Source organism: Rhodococcus sp. NS-SX18 (assembly GCF_057367935.1).
Genome location: NZ_CM170633.1, coordinates 410992 through 428375, shown reverse-complemented (window position 1 = coordinate 428375; position 17384 = coordinate 410992). Strand labels below are relative to the sequence as shown.

General features: G+C 70.3%; 16 protein-coding genes. 9 read left to right on the top strand and 7 right to left on the bottom strand.

Translation table 11 applies throughout. From position 1 onward, the window contains the following. The first annotated feature begins 207 nt into the window (after positions 1 to 207). From AC2IPW_RS01895 to AC2IPW_RS01885, 3 genes are all read left to right on the top strand, one after another. Positions 208 to 612 carry a hypothetical protein gene (locus AC2IPW_RS01895; RefSeq protein ID WP_003936886.1) on the top strand — a complete coding sequence of 135 codons (405 nt, stop codon included), beginning with the start codon at positions 208 to 210 and terminating at the stop codon, positions 610 to 612. Positions 613 to 660: 48 nt separating this feature from the next. Beyond that, a complete protein-coding gene (locus AC2IPW_RS01890) occupies positions 661 to 1311 on the top strand; it encodes a superoxide dismutase family protein (RefSeq protein ID WP_054372980.1) in 651 nt (216 codons plus the stop codon). A gap of 98 nt (positions 1312 to 1409) precedes the next feature. Next, positions 1410 to 1994 carry a TetR/AcrR family transcriptional regulator gene (locus AC2IPW_RS01885; protein ID WP_003936888.1) on the top strand — a complete coding sequence of 195 codons (585 nt, stop codon included), beginning with the start codon at positions 1410 to 1412 and terminating at the stop codon, positions 1992 to 1994. 90 nt (positions 1995 to 2084) lie between these two features. Here the strand turns inward: AC2IPW_RS01885 and AC2IPW_RS01880 are convergent, their stop codons facing one another. Together AC2IPW_RS01880 and AC2IPW_RS01875 are read right to left on the bottom strand one after the other, a co-directional pair. Then, entirely contained in the window at positions 2085 to 2822 is a 738-nt protein-coding gene (locus tag AC2IPW_RS01880) for a 3-hydroxybutyrate dehydrogenase (protein ID WP_450119558.1), read from the bottom strand. Continuing rightward, a complete protein-coding gene (locus AC2IPW_RS01875) occupies positions 2819 to 4204 on the bottom strand; it encodes an MFS transporter (protein WP_003936890.1) in 1386 nt (461 codons plus the stop codon). The genes AC2IPW_RS01880 and AC2IPW_RS01875 overlap by 4 nt, the downstream gene beginning before the upstream one ends. 123 nt (positions 4205 to 4327) lie before the next feature. Here AC2IPW_RS01875 and AC2IPW_RS01870 point away from each other — a divergent pair, with 123 nt between their 5' ends. From AC2IPW_RS01870 to AC2IPW_RS01850, 5 genes are all read left to right on the top strand, one after another. Continuing rightward, the gene (locus AC2IPW_RS01870; protein ID WP_416062497.1) at positions 4328 to 5230 is read left to right on the top strand and encodes a LysR family transcriptional regulator; all 903 of its coding nucleotides are present in this window, start codon (positions 4328 to 4330) and stop codon (positions 5228 to 5230) included. A gap of 54 nt (positions 5231 to 5284) precedes the next feature. Beyond that, on the top strand, positions 5285 to 6208 hold the full coding sequence (gene gluQRS / locus AC2IPW_RS01865; RefSeq protein WP_416062496.1) for a tRNA glutamyl-Q(34) synthetase GluQRS: 924 nt from the start codon (positions 5285 to 5287) through the stop codon (positions 6206 to 6208). Positions 6209 to 6354: 146 nt separating this feature from the next. Beyond that, positions 6355 to 7308 (top strand): DUF2189 domain-containing protein, encoded by a 954-nt coding sequence (locus AC2IPW_RS01860; protein WP_416062495.1) that lies wholly within the window; start codon positions 6355 to 6357, stop codon positions 7306 to 7308. 49 nt (positions 7309 to 7357) lie between these two features. Further along, positions 7358 to 8380: a DUF2189 domain-containing protein gene (locus tag AC2IPW_RS01855; protein ID WP_450119559.1), complete on the top strand. Its 1023-nt coding sequence runs from the start codon at positions 7358 to 7360 to the stop codon at positions 8378 to 8380. A gap of 94 nt (positions 8381 to 8474) precedes the next feature. Beyond that, positions 8475 to 9200 (top strand): queuosine precursor transporter, encoded by a 726-nt coding sequence (locus tag AC2IPW_RS01850; RefSeq protein WP_289382494.1) that lies wholly within the window; start codon positions 8475 to 8477, stop codon positions 9198 to 9200. A gap of 42 nt (positions 9201 to 9242) precedes the next feature. Here the strand turns inward: AC2IPW_RS01850 and tgt are convergent, their stop codons facing one another. The 4 genes from tgt to AC2IPW_RS01830 form a co-directional block, all read right to left on the bottom strand. After that, complete coding sequence (tgt, locus tag AC2IPW_RS01845) at positions 9243 to 10508, bottom strand: tRNA guanosine(34) transglycosylase Tgt (protein ID WP_003936896.1); 1266 nt, start codon at positions 10506 to 10508, stop codon at positions 9243 to 9245. A 25-nt stretch (positions 10509 to 10533) separates the two neighbouring features. Further along, the gene (locus AC2IPW_RS01840; protein ID WP_486376962.1) at positions 10534 to 11664 is read right to left on the bottom strand and encodes an MFS transporter; all 1131 of its coding nucleotides are present in this window, start codon (positions 11662 to 11664) and stop codon (positions 10534 to 10536) included. 388 nt (positions 11665 to 12052) lie between these two features. Continuing rightward, a complete protein-coding gene (locus AC2IPW_RS01835; RefSeq protein WP_486376149.1) occupies positions 12053 to 12550 on the bottom strand; it encodes a cysteine dioxygenase in 498 nt (165 codons plus the stop codon). A gap of 180 nt (positions 12551 to 12730) precedes the next feature. Further along, the gene (locus AC2IPW_RS01830) at positions 12731 to 13636 is read right to left on the bottom strand and encodes an amidohydrolase family protein (RefSeq protein WP_152442235.1); all 906 of its coding nucleotides are present in this window, start codon (positions 13634 to 13636) and stop codon (positions 12731 to 12733) included. Between the two features lie 292 nt (positions 13637 to 13928). On the opposite strand from AC2IPW_RS01830, the gene AC2IPW_RS01825 reads away from it, so the two are divergent. Next, positions 13929 to 14453 (top strand): DUF6448 family protein, encoded by a 525-nt coding sequence (locus AC2IPW_RS01825; RefSeq protein ID WP_238586503.1) that lies wholly within the window; start codon positions 13929 to 13931, stop codon positions 14451 to 14453. Between the two features lie 165 nt (positions 14454 to 14618). On the opposite strand, the gene AC2IPW_RS01820 is transcribed toward AC2IPW_RS01825, so the two are convergent. Beyond that, positions 14619 to 17342 carry a cation-translocating P-type ATPase gene (locus AC2IPW_RS01820; protein ID WP_486376148.1) on the bottom strand — a complete coding sequence of 908 codons (2724 nt, stop codon included), beginning with the start codon at positions 17340 to 17342 and terminating at the stop codon, positions 14619 to 14621. Positions 17343 to 17384 lie beyond the last annotated feature (42 nt).

The following is a 17384-nucleotide window of genomic DNA, read 5'->3' as shown; positions in this document are numbered from 1 at the left end:
TTCGTTCCCGACGAGGGCCTCCCCGAGTGCGTCGGCGGTGCGGTCTGCCGTTCGCAGCGATCGCGTCACCCCGGGCGGCCGGCCGCAGCCGGGGTCCCCGGCGGACGGGCCGACCGGTACGTCGTGCTGCACCCGGACGGTCCGGGGAGTTCCCGCTGCCGGGGGAATGCGGGATAATCGGCCCCATCCGATCTTCCGGAGGTTCCCGTGCGACTGAGCAACGTTCCGCTCCGGCTGGCCACCGGCGCCTTCATCCTCAATTCCGGGCTGGGCAAGCGTGATCTCCCGCCCGAGGCCGCGGCAGGGCTGCAGGACATGGCGAGCAAGGCGCTCCCCCGGCTCGGGAAGATGCGGCCGGAGACGTTCGGCCAGACCCTGTCGGCCGCCGAGATCGGCGTCGGCGCCCTGCTGCTGGCCCCCTTCGTCTCCCCGGTGGTCGCCGGTTCCGCGCTGACGGCGTTCAGTTCGGGCCTGCTCGCGATGTACTGGAAGATGCCCGGCATGCACGAGGGCGGGTCCTTCCGCCCGACCCAGCAGGGCACGCCGATCGCCAAGGACGTCTGGCTCCTCGGGGCGGGCCTGTCCTTGATCATCGGCGGGATGTCCGGGTAAGGGCGCCGTCGCTGGTTCGACACGACGCGCCGTGGGTACCGCGGAAACATGAACTCACGACGCACAACCTTGATGGCAGGCGTGTCCCTGACCGCACTCGTCGTGGCCGGGTGCGGTGGCGGTGATTCCTCGACGGACGACCAGGCCACCGTCGAGCCGCCCCCCACGTCGGAGACGACGACCACCGGCATGCCCACGGCACTGCCCGGCACGGACGGGATGGCCTTCCAGCTGCCCGGCGAGGGCGGTGACGACGACAAGGCATTCACCTACGACGAAGTCGCCGTCCCGGTGGGTTCGACGGTGACCGTCGAATCCGAGGAGGAGGGTGGCCGTACGACGGTCACGCTCGAGGCGAGCGGGCTGGCACCCACCCGTGACTTCGGCGTGCACGTCCATACGCAGCCGTGCGGGCCGCAGCCGTCGGACGCGGGTCCGCACTATCAGAACGACGTGGATCCGGCGGCCACCCCGCAGTCCCCGTCGACGGATCCCGCCTTCGCCAATCCCGGGAACGAGGTCTGGCTCGACATCACCACCGACGGCAACGGCAACGCTCAGGCGTCGACGACGGTCGACTGGGAGTTCCGCGACGGCGAGGCGAACTCCGTGGTGCTCCACGCCGAGCGCACCAAGACCGGCCCCGGGGAAGCCGGCATGGCCGGTGCTCGTCTGGCGTGCATCGACGAGGACTTCTGACCGGGGTCCGACCACGGAAGGTGGACCGGACACATCGGGCAGGTGTCGCGCGGTGCCCCATACCGGCGTATGGAGATACCTGCAGGTACGGTGCATCCATGCGCGCGCGTCCCTATGCCACCACCAGCCCCACGCGTCTCGCCGCTGCCCTGCTCGAGGTCGCGGCACGGATCGGGCTCGACGGCGCCAGCGTGCGCGAGGTGGCCAGCCATGCGGGTGTATCGATCGGCGCCGTCCAGCACCACTTCCCCACCAAGGACGAGATGCTCGCCTACTCGTTCCGTTCGCTCGCCGAGCGGGTGCTGACACGGTTGAGCACCGTCGACCCGGACATCGATCCGGCGCGCACCCTGTTCGCGGCGCTGAGCCAGTTGCTGCCGCTCGACGAGCAGCGCACCGCCGAGGCACACGTGATGGCGGCGTTCACCGTGCGCGCCGCGACGTCGCCCTCGTTGAGCAGGATCCGGCACACGACGTTGTTCACGATGCGCACCGCGGTGTCCGCCGTCCTGATCCGGATGGGCACCGCGGAGGCCGAGACCCGGGCGGCTCTGCTGCTGGCCGCGGTCAACGGTCTGGCTCTCGACGCGATCGCCAGTCCGGAACTGTATCCGCCGGAGTATCTGACCCACGCGCTGCACACCCAGATCCAGTTGTCCCTCGACGGCGCCGACGCCCACTGACTGCCTTCCACAATGCTTGTGACCGAATGTCACATCGCGTCGATCCGATCGACGCGATGTGACATTCGGCCACACATGCACGGGGGTGGGTCAGCGCGCGGTCCAGCCGCCGTCCATCGTGTAGGACGCGCCGGTGACCATGCCGGCGTCGTCCGAGGCCAGCCACGCGACGAGGGAGGCCACCTCCTCGGGTTCGACGAGCCGCTTGATCGCGGGTTCGGTGAGCAGCACGTCGGCGAGCACGCGTTCCTCGTCGATGCCGTGCAGCCGGGCCTGGTCACCGATCTGCTTCTCCACCAATGGCGTTCGCACGTAACCCGGGTTGACGCAGTTGCTGGTGACGCCGTGCGGCCCGCCCTCGAGGGCCGTGACCTTCGACAGTCCTTCGAGGCCGTGCTTGGCGGTGACGTACGCCGACTTGAAGGCCGACGCCCGCAGGCCGTGCACCGACGACACGTTGACGATGCGCCCGAAGCCGCGCTCGTACATGTGCGGCAGGGCCGCCTTCACGAGCAGGAACGGCGCTTCCACCATGAGCGTCTGGATGCGGCGGAAGTCGGTGAGCGCGAACTCCTCGATCGGCCGGACGACCTGGATACCGGCGTTGTTGACGAGGACGTCCACCTCGAGCCGGAGGCCGTCGAGCTGGTCGGTGTCGAGCAGGTCCACCCCCCACGCCTGTCCCCCGATGTCGTGGGCGAGGGTCTTGGCGGCCACCTCGTCGACGTCGGCGACGGTGACGTGCACGCCGCGGGCGGCGAGCTTCCGGGCACAGGCGGCACCGATGCCGCTCGCTCCGCCGGTGACCAGTGCGGTGCGGGCACTCATGCGGGCACCGCCGTCTTCTCGGCGTCGACGGCCCGCACGTCCGCGGCGTCGACGTCGCGCAGGCTGAGCCCCTTGGTCTCCCGGGCGGCGACGACGGCGATGATCGTCACCACCGAGGCCACGGCCAGGTAGATCGCGATGGGCACGGCACTGCCGTAGCGACTGAGCAGTGCGGTCGCGATGATCGGCGCGAGCGAGCCGGCGACGATGGAGGTCACCTGGTAGCCGAGCGAGACGCCCGCGTAGCGCATCCGGGTCGGGAACATCTCGGCCATGATCGCAGGCTGGCCGGCGTACATGAACGCGTGGAACACCAGGCCGATGACGATGGCGGACATGACCAGGGCGTTGTGACCGCTGTCCATCATGGGGAAGGCGAAGAAGCCCCAGGTGCCGGCCGTGACGGCTCCGACCATGTACACGGGGCGGCGGCCGAAGGTGTCGGACAGGCGCCCGATGACGGGGATGATCGCGAAGTGCACGGCGTGCGCGGCGAGCATCCACCACAGGATGGTGGCGGTGTCCGCACCGACGACCACCTTGAGGTACGTGATCGAGAAGGTGACCACGAGGTAGTACATGACGTTCTCGGCGAAGCGCAGGCCCATGGCGGTGAACACACCGCGCGGGTAACGCTTGACGACCTCGACGACGCTGTACGAGCTGGACTTCAGCTGCTCGGCCTCACGCTGAGCCTCGAGGAAGATCGGTGCGTCGGTGACCTTGGTGCGGATGTAGTAGCCGACCAGGACGATGACCGCCGACAGCCAGAACGCGATGCGCCAGCCCCACGAGAGGAACGCCGCGTCGGACAGCGTGGTGGTCAGGATCAGCAGCACGACGGTGGCGACAAGGTTGCCCATCGGAACACCGGCCTGCGGCCACGATGCCCAGAAGCCGCGGGAACGGTCCGGGCTGTGCTCGGCGACGAGCAGCACCGCGCCGCCCCACTCGCCACCCACGGCGAAGCCCTGCACGAAGCGCAGCGTGACGAGCAGCGCGGGCGCCCAGTAACCGATGGCGCCGAAGGTGGGCAGGCAGCCCATGAGGAAGGTGGCGACGCCGACGAGCACGAGGCTGGTCTGCAGCAGCTTCTTGCGGCCGAACTTGTCGCCGAAGTGCCCGAACACCACGCCGCCGAGGGGCCGTGCGACGAAGCCGACGGCGTAGGTGACGAACGCCGCGATGATGGCGTCGAGTTCGTTGCCGTTGTCGGGGAAGAAGACCTTGGAGAACACCAGGGTGGCGGCGGTGCCGTACAGGAAGAATTCGTACCACTCGACGACGGTGCCGGCCATCGAGGCGCCGACGACCTTGCGCAGACCCGAGGTGGGGGTCTCGTCCGGTGCGCGGCCACCGGGCCGTGACTGTTCGACACTCATGGGTTCGTCCTCCTCGGTTCGACTGTGACGGGCAACACTTCTGAAGGCATGTGCCGAGTATCGATGCGCAGATCTGCATGCACAATGACGCGATCCGCAGAGCGGATCTGCAAGAATGCACACATGAGCGCGCCGTCGGCCGATGACCTGCTGGTTCTGCTGGCGGTCGGCCGTACCGGCCGCTTCACGACCGCCGCCGACGACCTCGGCGTCAACCACACCACCATCGCCCGTCGGATCGCGGCGCTGGAGAAGAGCCTCGGCGGGCGCGTGCTGGCCCGCGCGTCCGGCGGCTGGGAACTCACCGAGCTCGGCCGCTCGGCACTCGCCGCGGCCGAGCGGATCGAGGCCGCAGTGGCCGGACTGGCCGGTCCCGACGGGGACCGCGGCCTCGAGGGTGTCGTGCGGGTCTCGGCCACCGACGGCTTCAGCGCCTACATCGCGGCGCCGGCCGGCGCGCTGGTGCGGCGACGGCACCCGGGCGTCGCGGTGGAGATCGTCGCGGCCACCCGTCGCGCGTCGCAGCAGCGGTCCGGACTCGACCTCGAGGTGGTGGTGGGACGCCCCCAGGTGCACCGCGCCGAGGCGCACCGGCTGGCCGACTACACCCTCGGCCTGTACGCGGCGCGGGCCTACGTCGACGAGCACGGCGCTCCCACGACGGTGCGCGAGCTGGGCCGTCACCCGCTGGTGTACTTCATCGACTCGATGCTGCAGGTCGACGACCTGGACCTGGCCCGTCGCATCGCCCCGGACATGCACGAGTCGGTGAGTTCGACCAACGTGTTCGTCCACGTCGAGGCAACTCGCGCCGCAGCCGGGCTCGGGTTGCTGCCGTGCTTCATGGCCGACCGGCACGCCGACCTGGTACGGATCCTCCCCGGGGAGGTGGAGGCGCGGCTGAACTACTGGATGGTGGCGCGATCGGAGACGCTGCGCCGGCCGGAGGTCGCCGCCGTCGTCGCGGCGATCCGCGAGACCGTGCACGCCCAGCGTTCCGTCCTGCTCGGCCGCCCCGCCGCGTGACCCACCCGCCGTGCACGTGGCCGAATGTGACATCGCAGTCGATAGTCTGACCAGATGTCACATTCGGCCGGGGACGCGCGCGCAGGGGCCGGCCGGTTCGCCCCGAGCCCGTCGGGCGACCTGCACCTGGGGAACCTGCGCACGGCGGTCCTCGCGTGGCTGTTCGCCCGGAGCACCGGGCGCCGGTTTCTGATCCGCGTCGAGGATCTGGACCGCGTCCGGCCGGGCGCACAGGAACGCCAGCTCGCCGATCTCACCGCACTGGGCCTGGACTGGGACGACGAGGTCGTCCACCAGTCGCTGCGGTTGCCGCTCTACGACGCCGCGATCGCCCGTCTCACCCGGGCGGGCCTGACCTACGAGTGCTTCTGCACCAGACGCGAGATCCAGCACGCGGCGTCTGCGCCGCACGCCCCGCAGGGGGCCTATCCGGGCACGTGCCGCACGCTCACCGAGGCCGAGCGGGCCGCGAAACGCGCATCCGGACGGCCGGCCGCGATCCGCCTGCGATCCGGCGCCGCCACCTTCACCGTGCACGACGTGGTGCACGGCGACTTCGCGGGTGTGGTCGACGACCTGGTGCTGCGCCGCGGCGACGGGATTCCCGCCTACAACCTGGCCGTCGTCGTCGACGACGCGGCCCAGGGCATCGACCAGGTGGTCCGCGGCGACGACCTGCTGAGCTCCGCTCCGCGACAGGCCTACCTCGCGGCGCTGCTGGGGCTTCCGGTGCCGACGTACGCGCACGTGCCGCTGGCGCTCAACGTGCACGGCAAGCGCCTCGCCAAACGCGACGGCGCGGTGACGCTCACCGACCAGGCGGCGCTGGGCCACACCGCGGCCGACGTACTGGGCCGGATCGCGGTCTCGCTCGACCTGGCGGACAAGGACGAGCCCGTCACGTTGGAGCTGCTGCTCGGGCGCTGGGATCCGGCCCGGCTCCCGCGGGAGCCGTGGGTGTACGACGGCAGCTGGTGACACCGCCCGCGCGACCGGTGTCGGTCCGTTTCGTGCCGCTCGTCCGGCTCGCGGAAGTTCCGGTGATCGTGCAATTCGGGCGCGCCGGACGTAGTGTGCGCAGTCGACAACGCGATTGGCTCCACCCTCCCCTCGAGAAGGATCCGATGACGACCGGCGGATACGACCCCAGCAAAGAGCCCGACAACCAGGGCGGCGCACCCAACCCTCCGCAGGGCGGCTACCCGCCGCCTCCCGGGAACTACCCCCCGCCCGGGAACTACCCGCCCCCGCAGGGCAACTACCCGCCTCCCGGCAACTATCCCCCGCCCGGGAACTACCCGCCCCCGCAGGGCAACTACCCACCTCCGCAGGGCAACTATCCGCCTGCCGGCGGCTACCCGCCCCCGCCGGGGAACTACCCGCCCCAGGGCGGCTACCCACCCCCGCCGGGCAACTACCCCTCGGGCAGTAGCCAGTACGGGGGCTTCGGTGGCCCCACGCAGCTCAACGTCGGCGAGGCCATCAGCTACGGCTGGAAGAAGTTCAGCCAGAACGCGGGCGTCTGGATCGCGTTCGTCGTCGCGGCGGCGTTGATCCAGTTCGTGATCAATGTGATCTTCGGCGGCTTCGACACGAACGAGCTGTCGGCGCTCAGCATCATCGGCGCGATCGTCAGCGTGTTCGTCAGCATCCTGATCCAGGCTGCCTACGTGCGCGGCGCGCTGCACGAAACCGACGGCAACCGTCCGTCGTTCGGGTCCTTCTTCCAGTTCGAGAACATCGGCGCCGTGGTGGTCGCGAGCCTGCTCGTCTCGCTCATGACCGTGGTCGGCTTCATCCTGCTGATCATCCCCGGCTTCATCGTGATCTTCCTGACCTGGTGGACGCTGCAGTTCGTCATCGACCGGAACCAGCCGCCGGTGGACGCGATCAAGTCCAGCTTCCGTGCCATCTCGTCCAACGTGGGACCGCTGCTGCTGCTGGCGCTCGCTCTCGTCGGCATCAACATCCTCGGCGCGATCCCGTGCGGGCTGGGCCTGCTCGTCACCGTCCCGCTCACGATCATCGCTTCCACCTACGCCTACCGGGTGACCACCGGGCGCGGCGTCGCGCCCTGACGGGTACGGCGTTCCACGAAGCGGCACGTCACGAATCACGAGGACCACGATGACCAGCGGGGGCTACGAACCCACTCCCGATCCGCAGGATCCGAACAAGTACCCGGGCGCGCAGCCGTACGGCCCACCGCCCGGGTACGGCCCGCCCCAGGGTTACCCACCGGGCTACGGCGCACCACCGCCCGGCTACGGTCCGCCGCAGGGGCCGCCACCGCAGTACGGCGCTCCCCAGTACGGCGCTCCCCAGTACGGTGGCCCCCAGCACGGTGGCCCCCAGTACGGTGGGGCACCGCAGCAGCCCGGAGCACCGTACGGGTCACCGCCGGCGGGCGGCCCTGCCGGGTACGGACCGCCCCCCGGCTACGGAGCCCCCGGCGGCTACCCACCGCCCGGCTTCGGTTCGCCCCGCCCGCAGATCGACATCGGCGCCGCCCTGAGCTACGGGTGGCGCAAGTTCAGTGAGAACGTCGGCGGCTGGCTGAGCCTCGCCGGCGTGATCGTCGTGGCCGCGCTGGTGTTCGGCGCCCTGATGTTCGGGGTCGTGATGGCCTCGACCACGACGGACCGCTACGGCGACACCACCGGCATGTCGGGCGTCGGGATCGCCGTGATGATCGTGCTGATCGTCGCGTTCGTCATCGGCATGCTCGTCGTCCAGGCGGCCGGGGTGCGCGGAGCCCTGTACGAGCTGGACGGCCACAAGCCGGCGCTGAAGGACTTCTTCCGCGTCGGCAGCCTCGGTCCCATCCTGCTCGCGTCCCTGCTCATCGCGCTGGGAACCCTGCTCGGTTCGCTCGTCATCGTCGGTGGCATCGTCGTCGCCTTCCTGACCGTGTGGACGCTGCACTTCGTCATCGACCAGCGGCAGGACGCGGTCACGGCGATCAAGTCGAGCGCGTCCGCGGCCGCGGCCAACGTCGGGCAGCTGATCCTGCTGTGGCTGGTGCTGTCCGCGATCAACTTCGTCGGCGCGCTGCTGTGCTACGTCGGCCTGCTGGTCACCGTGCCCGTCACCACCATCGCCTACGCGTACGCCTACCGCGTCGCCACGGGTGGGCGCGTAGCTCCCTGACAGCAGGTCGCGGGTCCCGGATCCGCCGGGCCGGAGCCCGCGTCCTGTTCGTCCGTTCTTCGCCTTCCGACCGCCCGAGTGCTTGGATGGCCGGGTGACAGAGCACGTGCAGACTCAGCAATCCGACCACACGCACTTCGCCCGCGTGGTCCGCAGCCACTACCCCGGGCTGGTGGCCCTGTTCACGGCGGTGCTCATCATCTCCAACGTCGCCGCCGGCAAGGGCGTGGCGTTCTTCGGCGACGCCGAATGGGCGCTCGGCCCGCTGCAGATCCTGCCGATCATCACCGACGGCGCGTTCTTCCTGTTTCCCCTCGCCTACATCGTCGGCGACGTCCTGAGCGAGGTCTACGGCTTCGCCGCGACCCGGCGCGCCGTGTACTACGGTTTCGGCGCGGTGGCGCTGGCCGCGCTGTGCTTCTGGATCGCCCAGCAGCTGCCGCCCGCCGACTTCTACGAGAACCAGCCCGCGTTCGAGGCGGTCCTCGGGGTGGTGCCGCGGCTGCTGCTGGCCGGTCTCGCCGGTTACCTCGTCGGGCAGCTGCTCAACTCCTACGTGCTGGTGCGCATCAAGGAGATCACCAAGGAGAAGCACCTGTGGGCCCGGCTGATCGGCTCCACCGTCGTCGGCGAGTTCGCCGACACGCTCATCTTCTGCGCGATCGCCGCCGGCGTCATCGGCATCACCACGTGGGCGGACTTCGTCAACTACGTGGTGGTCGGGTTCCTGTGGAAGACCCTCGTCGAGATCGTCGTCATGCCGGTCACCTACGCGGTCATCGCGTACGTGAAGAGGCGGGAGCCGACCTACGCCGAGTGACCGCCGGCCCGGACGTCCGCCGACGCGTAGCGCCGAACTCGCTCACCGCCGCGCGTAGAACCGGCCCAGGGTCTCGGCCTTGTGCTCCTCGAAGTACCCGCCGTCGACGGCGGCGCGGATGTCGTCGACGAGCCGCACCGTGAACCGCTCGTTGTGGATGGTGCACAACGTGGCCGCCAGCATCTCCTTGGCCTTGAACAGGTGGTGGATGTAGGCACGCGTGTAGTGGCGGCAGGTGTAGCAGTCGCAGTCCTCGTCGATCGGGGTGAAGTCGCGGCGGAACCGGCTGGTGTTGATGTTGAACCGGCCGTCCGGGTGGTAGATGGCCGCGTTGCGCGCCACCCGGGACGGGTTCACGCAGTCGAACGTGTCGACACCGTGCTCGATCGCGACGAACATGTCGTCGGGCTCGCTGATGCCGAGCAGGTGCCGCGGCTTGTGCTCGGGCAGCTCCTCGGTGCACCACCGGACGATGGTGCCGAGGTTCTGCTTCTCGAGGGCGCCGCCGATGCCGTAGCCGTCGAAGCCGCGGCCCGACTCGCCGACGATCGACTCGAGACCGCGGCACGCCTGCCGGCGCAGATCCTCGTACTGCGCACCCTGCACCACACCGAACAGCGCCTGATACGGACGGTGGGCTCGTTGCGCCGTGAGCTTCTCGTGCTCGGCGATGCACCGCACCGCCCATGCCTGGGTCCGCTCGACGGACCGCTCCTGGTAGCCGCGGGTGTTCATCAGGGTGGTCAGCTCGTCGAACGCGAAGATGATGTCGGCGCCGAGCTGATGCTGGATGCGCATCGACACCTCGGGCGTGAACCGGTGCCGGGAACCGTCGAGGTGGGACTTGAAGGTGACACCGTCGTCGTCGACGTGCGCGAGGCGCTCCTTGCCTTCGGCTATGACGTCGTCGGACTGCACGCCGACGGCGTCCATCGCCAGGACCTTCTTGAAACCGACCCCGAGGGACATCACCTGGAATCCGCCGCTGTCGGTGAAGGTGGGCCCGTCCCAGTTCATGAATCTGCCGAGCCCACCGGCCTCGTCGACGATGTCCGACCCGGGCTGCAGGTACAGGTGGTAGGCGTTGGCGAGCAGCGCCTGCACCCCGAGTTCCTTCATCGCCTCGGGCAGGACCGCCTTGACCGTCGCCTTGGTGCCCACACCGACGAATGCCGGGGTATGGATGTCACCGTGCGGAGTGTGGATCGTGCCGGTGCGTCCGAGTCCGTTGTCGAGCCGGGTCCGGACGGTGAAGAACGGGTCGGGCGGGGTGGGCACGGCGGAAGCGGTGGTGCTGGGGTCGGTCACGTCGGTATCCAATCACGAGGTCCGGTCACGGCGCCGACGGCAGCCGCACCGCGAGGGCGAGGACGGCGACACCGGCGAGCGCGAGCCCCGCGCCCACGGCGGCCGGCGCGGTGTAGCCGAAGCCCGCGGCGATCACCGCGCCCCCGATCCAGGCGCCGAACGCGTTGGCGAGGTTGAACGCCGCGTGGTTGAGCGACGCGGCCAGGGTCTGGGCGTCCTCCGCGACGTCCATGAGCCGGATCTGTAGGCCCGGTCCGACCGCGGCGCAACCCGCACCGAGGAGGAACACCATCGCCAGGGCCGTGTACGGGTTGTGCGCGGCCGCGACGAACACGGCCAGCAGCACCGCCAGCGTCGTCATGGTCATGAAGATGCCCGGCACCAGGGCCCGGTCGGCGACGCGGCCACCGACCACGTTGCCGAGCACCATGCCGAGACCGAAGAGCATCAGCGCGACCGGGACCAGCGCCCTCGACACTCCGGCGACGTCGGTGAGGGTGGTGCTGATGTAGGTGTAGACGGCGAACACGCCGCCGAAGCCGATCATCGCGACCGCCAGCGTCATCCACACCTGCCCGCGCCGCAGCGCGCCGAGTTCGGTGCGCACGCTGGTGGTGCGGATCGCCAGGGTGGGCACCCACGCGGCGATCGCAGCGACGGTGACCGTGCCGATCACCGCCACCAGCACGAACGCCGAGCGCCAGCCCAGCGCCATGCCGAGCCACGACGCGACCGGCACCCCCACGACGTTCGCCACCGACAGGCCCATCATCACCAGCGCCACCGCCCGGGCGCGCTGCCCGCGGCCGGCCAGATGCGCGGCGACGAGCGCGGCGACCCCGAAGTACGCACCGTGCGGCAGCCCGGCGACGAACCGGGAGGCGACGAGCAGTCCGTAACTCGGCGCGAACACCGTCGCCGCATTGCCGACGGTGAAGGCGATCATGAGCGCGATCAGCAGCGTCTTGCGTGGCAACCGGGCGGTGAGCGCCGCGATCAGCGGGGCACCGACGACGACACCGGCGGCGTACGCCGACACGACGTGCCCGGCGGTAGGCTCGGAGACCCCGAGGCCGGTCGCGATGTCGGGCAGCAGGCCCATCGCGACGAACTCGGTGGTCCCGATGCCGAATCCGCCGAGGGCGAGCGCCCACATCGCGCGGGCCCGCCGCGATCGGGCGTGCGGTGTCGTCGTGGTTTCGTGGACGGCCCCCGGCGCTGCGGAGGCAGGTGGGCATGCGGATGCCGTCGTCGTCATGAGCGGGAACCTTCGAATAGTGCGGGATGCGCTGGATCGGCGTGCGAAACCAGCCGAGTCTCCATTCTCTTGCACATGCCGATTCGACCTCGAATCGAGAGGACGTGAGTTCGGCCACCCCGGCACGAGCCGCGCCCTGCGAAGGATCGGTACACGACCCGCCGCGCCCGGGACGGGGTGAGCAGATCGCGCTGCGGGCCGGCTGCCGCACCCACAGCGACGATATCCGAAACCCTTCTGCAACAAAGACTTCGAAGACCGACACGACCGGGACAGGCGACAGAATTCACCAGTTCGCGCCGGCCCGTTCGGATGCGCGCAGCCGGAGCACCCCGTCGTCGATCCGGTACCGGTTCATCGTCGTCAGGGCAGGCGCGTACACGTGAATGCTGACGGCCGGAGAATCCGTGTCGTTCGTCACCTCGTGGACGTGATCGGCACCGAATCCGCGAGCCGTACCGGCGCGAATCCTCTTGCGTGACAACCCTACTTCGACCTCATCGAGACCCCTGTCCGCCGGGGTGCAGACGGTGGTCTCCATCAGCACACCCTGCGCCACCGCGAAGGCGCCCGCGCTGTCGCCGTGATCGTGGATTTCGGTTCTCTGCCCGGGCAGCCACGAAAGCAGCCACACTTCGTGGTCGTCGGCAACGACCAGGCGCGTGTACCAGCGCTGCTGCTCGTCGAATCGAACGATCGGCATCCAGCGGGCGGGATCGTGCGCGATCCGCAGGGCGAGAGAGGTGAGGTCGGCGCGCGCCGGCAGAGCAGAAGTGGAGAGCATGGAGAAGTCCTGGAACGAGGAGGCACGGACGTGCCCCGGGCTGGGCTGGACAGGGACGGATTCAGCGACGACAGCCGGGACACGACTCGGCGGCACGGGCCGACGCCGTGCACAGTCCGCGCTGCCGCGCGTTCACCGAGAATGTCACGACGACCATGCCACCCCGGCCGGGTCCGCGCGTCAAGAGTTCTGCGCAGGCACTTTTGCTGCGAAGAAGCGCGCCGGGTTGTCCGTCCGCAGGCGCATGCCGGCGGCACCGCCGAGCACCAGGGGCGGCGCGTAGGGCCGGTCGGAGCCGAGCAGCACCCGGCCCTCGCCCAGGCGTGCGGTCACCGCAGCGACGACCTCCCGTCCGTACGACGACGTCTCCACATAGACCCCGGCCCCGGGGATGCTGCCGGGACCGCCGCGCATCGCCATCCGATCGGCATGCAACGGGGCCAGGCCGGCGAGCATCGCGAACAGCACCTGCAGCGCCGGGAACCGGCGCGACCCGAACTCGTGCCAGGCGAACCAGGCGGTGTGCATCTGGGTCACGTACGACACCATCGCCGGCCACCACGGCGGAGCGCCGGGCGCGGCGGCCGGACCGGGATGCACGAACAGCGGCTTGTGTACCCGCTCGAGTTCCGCCAGCAGCGGCGCACACCGGTCGAAGCCCGCCGAGTCGGCCAGGGCCGTCGCCGGCAGCTGCAGACCCACGCACCCGGCCGTGAGAACCTCACGCAGCGTCTCCGGGTCGGGTTCGGCGAGACCGGCTGCGGCCCACACCCCGAACCGGTCGGGCAGGCTCAACGCCCCCTCGTGATACGCGTCGAGCAGCGGCCGGGACTCCTCGGCGGGCAGCTCCTCGATCCCGAGCGGGCTCGACAGCGACACCAGCGCCAGGTCGATTCCGTCCCGGACCGCGAGGGCGGTCCGCGCAGCGACAGAATGATCGGCGGGGTCGACCCGGTACGGCGGCTCGCCCGGCAGGTGCAGCACCCAGCCGTCGAGCCGGGGCGGCGCACTGCGCGCCCGGAGGGCGTCGACGAAGGACGCCGGCCACACATGTTGATGCACGTCGACGCGGGGACGTCGCCTCATGCGTCCACGTTCGCCGCCGCGCACCCCCGTGTCAACAGTCGTTCGCATCCCGGCGACGAACCCGGCCGCCGGCCGACGCGAGGCTCGGGCGTGGCCGACCCCGCGGCGCGGACCTCCCACGCCGTACGTACCGTATGTACGGTGTCGGCCCGGACCTCGTCCGGCACGATCGACCCGCACGCCTCCGCCCGGACCCCGCCGAGGCGCTCGCGGCCCGCTCCTTCGACGCCGGACACACCACGGCACTAGCCTGGGACCGAGCGTGTTCGCCGATCGTCGGAAGGAGCACTCCGTGCCTCCCCATTGCGATTCCATGGACGGTCCCGTCGTCAAGGCCGCCGAAGCGGCCCTGGGCGACGACAACGTCGAGCTGATCCTGCCGTTTGTTCCCCTCGAAGCCGAGGACGAGGTGCGCACGGCGTTCGAACGGGCGACAGCCGCGCGCGCCGAGGGTCCGATCGCCCACGAGGTGGCCGATCTCTATTTCTTCGACACCGTGGTCCGGCTGCACCGTGCGGGCGAGGGCGCCTCGTTCACCGGCGTGAAGCCTGCGGGCGGCGACGTCGGCCCGGTGATCCCGCTCGCCGAGCGCGCGATCGAGACAGGCTCGATCGAGAAGCTCTACGCCTTCCTGTCCGCCGAACTGCACCGGCAGCTGCAGTCCCGCCTGGAACGGATCGTCGCCCTGACCGACGCCGTGACCACCGCGGAGCGCCGGGAGTACACCGAGGCGATGCTCGGCTTCCAGGTGTACAGCCACCACCTCTACAAGAGCATGCACAGAGACCCGCACGAGGGCGGGCACCCGCACGGCTGACCCGGGCGCCGCCGTCACATCGGCATCATGTGGTGCATCGGCATTCCTGGCATCAGCATGTGGTGCATCTGCATCATCAGCATGTGCAGCATGTGCATCCAGCCCATATCCATCGTTCCCACCTCCGCGTCCTGCGGTGCTCGTCGGAGGGCGACACCACTTCCACTATGCACCCGATCGGGCGTGCAGGTCACCACGCCGGCGCCGCATGCTCCGCCCGGTGGCCTTGACGAGTTCGTCCACCCACAGCACCGAGGACCCGACGCCGACGGCGAGCGCCCACTGCTGCGAGGTGAGCGCGGTGGTGTCGAAGAAGCCCTGCAGGAACGCCGTCTGGACCACGCACACCTGCAGGACGACCACCACGACCAGCGCGATCCAGATGCTGTGGTTGGTGAGGGTCTGCAGCGAGAACACCGAGCCGAGCTCCGAACGGACGTTGAGCAGGTTGAACACCTGGAAGAAGACGAAGGTGGTGAACGCGAGGGTGGTGGCGAACAGCGGATCGTCGGCGCTCTCGGGGAACCACTGCGGCGCGTAGTGCAGGACCGCGACGGTTCCGGCGGTCATGACGATGCCCAGTCCCAGGATGCGACGGAGCCGGTCGCGGCTGAGCAGACGCTCGCGCGCCGGCCGCGGCGGCCGGGACATGGTGCCCGGCTCCGTGGGGTCGACGCCGAGGGCGAGGGCCGGCGGGCCGTCCATGATGATGTTGACCCACAGGATCTGCAGCGCCGTGAACGGTGCGCCCCCGGCCAGTCCGAGCGCCCCGGAGACGAGGAAGATCAGCACGAACCCCCACGCCGTGGTCAGCTGGAACTTCACGAACTTGACGATGTTGGCGTAGATGCCGCGGCCTTCCTCGACCGCGGCGACGATGGTCGCGAAGTTGTCGTCGGTGAGGATCATGTCGGCCGCGCTCTTGGACACGTCGGTGCCGGTGATTCCCATGGCGACACCGATGTCGGCCTGTTCGAGAGCCGGCGCGTCGTTGACGCCGTCGCCGGTCATGGCGACGACCTCCCCGTTCGCCTGCAGCGCCTTGACGACTCGGATCTTGTGCTCCGGAGCCACCCGGGCCAGTACTCCGAAATCTGCTGCCCGGGAGCGTAACTCGTCGTCGTTCAGAGCATCGAGGTCGGCGCCGGTGGCCGCGGCACCACCGATGCCCAGCCGGCCGGCGATCGCCGACGCGGTCACGAGGTGGTCGCCGGTGATCATGTGCACCTCGATGCCGGCGGCATGGGCCACCTCGATGGCCCGCTCGGCCTCCGTCCGCGGTGGATCGACGATGCCGACCACGGCGTAGAGGGTCAGGCCGGACACCGCACGCTGCAGGGCCTCCGCGTCGCCCCGCGGCACCGCGTGCAGGTCCCGGCCGGCGATCATCAGGGTGCGCAGCCCCTCGGCGGCGAGCGCCTGCACCGCGGCGCGGAGGCGGTCGCGGCGGCGGTCGTCCAGCGGGACGGGGCCGTCCCCGTCGAGCATCGCGGTGGCGCGGTCCAGCAGTGCACCGGGTGCCCCCTTGGCGAAGCACCGGTAACCACCCTCGGGCAGGGCGTGGAAGGTCGCCATGTACTTGTAGGCGGAGTCGAACGGCACCTCCGCCAGCCGCGGCACCGCGAGGCGCGCCCCCTCGACGTCGATGCCGCCCTTCTCGGCGAGCACCACCAGCGCGCCTTCGGTGGGATCGCCGACGAGCACCCCGTCGCGGACGACGGCGTCGTTGCACAGTGCCATCCCGAGCAGCGGCGCGGTCAGGTCCGGGGCCGGCAGCCCGTCGCCGACGAGGATCTTGCCGTTGGTTTCGTATCCGGTTCCGGTGACGCGGAAGCTGCGGCCGCGGGCCAGCAGCCGCTGCACCGTCATCTCGTTGAGGGTGAGGGTGCCGGTCTTGTCGGTGGCGATGTGGGTGGTGCTGCCCAGGGTCTCGACGGCCGCGAGCCGTTTGACGATGGCGCCGCGCGCGGCGAGCCGCGACGCCCCCATCGCGAGGGTGAACGCGACGACCGCGGTCAGCCCCTCGGGGATGGTGGCGACGGCGAGCGAGACCGCGGTGATCAGCAGGTCGGACCACGACTGCCCGCGCAGCAGGCCGAGCACGAACACGACGGCGACGACGGTGAGGGCGACGACGGTGAGGGTCTTGGCGAGTTGGTCGATGCGGCGCTGCAGCGGGGTCTTCTCCACCCCCGCGGTACCGAGCAGGGTGGCGATCGCGCCGATCTCGGTCTGCATTCCCGTGGCCGTGACCACCATCGTGCCCCGGCCCCGGGTGATGTCGGTGTTCATGAACAGCATGTCGGCGCGGTCGCCCAGCGGGGCCTGCTCGTCGTCGACGGGTTCGACGGTCTTGTCGACGGGATGGGACTCACCGGTGAGCGCGGACTCGGCGACCTGCAACCGTGCCGCCGTGACGACCCGGCCGTCGGCGGGCACGGAGTCGCCGGCCTCGAGGAGCACGACGTCGCCGGGCACCAGTTCGGTGCGCGGCAGGTGCTGTTCGCGGCCGTCGCGGCGGACACGGGCGGTGTCGACGGCCATCTGCCGCAGCGCCTGCAGGCTGTTCTCGGCGCGTCGCTCCTGCACGTAGTTCAGGACGGTGTTGAGGGTGATGACGGCGAGGATGACCACAGGGGTCTCCCATTCGCGCGAGACCACGGCGCTGACCACGGCCGCGACGACGAGAACGAGGGTCATCCGGTCGGCGAGCAGGGCGAGCACCTTGCGCCAGCCGGGCACGGTCGGCGCCTCGACGAGGGCGTTGGGCCCGTGTTCGCGCCGGCGTTCCTCGACCGCGCCGGTGGACAGCCCCACCGCGGGGTCGACGTCGAGGGCCGCCGCGACGGCGTCGGCGCCGCGGGTGTGCCACGTGGTGGCCAGGGTCATCTCGCACGCTCCTCGGTGAGGTCGGGCGGCTCCCACGCTATC

Excerpts from the sequence above, each read along its gene's own strand:
- AC2IPW_RS01890 (WP_054372980.1), top strand. The coding sequence starts at position 661 with ATGAACTCACGACGCACAACCTTGATGGCAGGCGTGTCCCTGACCGCA.
- AC2IPW_RS01885 (WP_003936888.1), top strand. The coding sequence starts at position 1,410 with ATGCGCGCGCGTCCCTATGCCACCACCAGCCCCACGCGTCTCGCCGCT.
- AC2IPW_RS01880 (WP_450119558.1), bottom strand. The coding sequence starts at position 2,822 with ATGAGTGCCCGCACCGCACTGGTCACCGGCGGAGCGAGCGGCATCGGT.
- AC2IPW_RS01875 (WP_003936890.1), bottom strand. The coding sequence starts at position 4,204 with ATGAGTGTCGAACAGTCACGGCCCGGTGGCCGCGCACCGGACGAGACC.
- AC2IPW_RS01870 (WP_416062497.1), top strand. The coding sequence starts at position 4,328 with ATGAGCGCGCCGTCGGCCGATGACCTGCTGGTTCTGCTGGCGGTCGGC.
- gluQRS (WP_416062496.1), top strand. The coding sequence starts at position 5,285 with ATGTCACATTCGGCCGGGGACGCGCGCGCAGGGGCCGGCCGGTTCGCC.
- AC2IPW_RS01860 (WP_416062495.1), top strand. The coding sequence starts at position 6,355 with ATGACGACCGGCGGATACGACCCCAGCAAAGAGCCCGACAACCAGGGC.
- AC2IPW_RS01855 (WP_450119559.1), top strand. The coding sequence starts at position 7,358 with ATGACCAGCGGGGGCTACGAACCCACTCCCGATCCGCAGGATCCGAAC.
- AC2IPW_RS01840 (WP_486376962.1), bottom strand. The coding sequence starts at position 11,664 with ATGTGGGCGCTCGCCCTCGGCGGATTCGGCATCGGGACCACCGAGTTC.
- AC2IPW_RS01835 (WP_486376149.1), bottom strand. The coding sequence starts at position 12,550 with ATGCTCTCCACTTCTGCTCTGCCGGCGCGCGCCGACCTCACCTCTCTC.
- AC2IPW_RS01830 (WP_152442235.1), bottom strand. The coding sequence starts at position 13,636 with ATGAGGCGACGTCCCCGCGTCGACGTGCATCAACATGTGTGGCCGGCG.
- AC2IPW_RS01820 (WP_486376148.1), bottom strand. The coding sequence starts at position 17,342 with ATGACCCTGGCCACCACGTGGCACACCCGCGGCGCCGACGCCGTCGCG.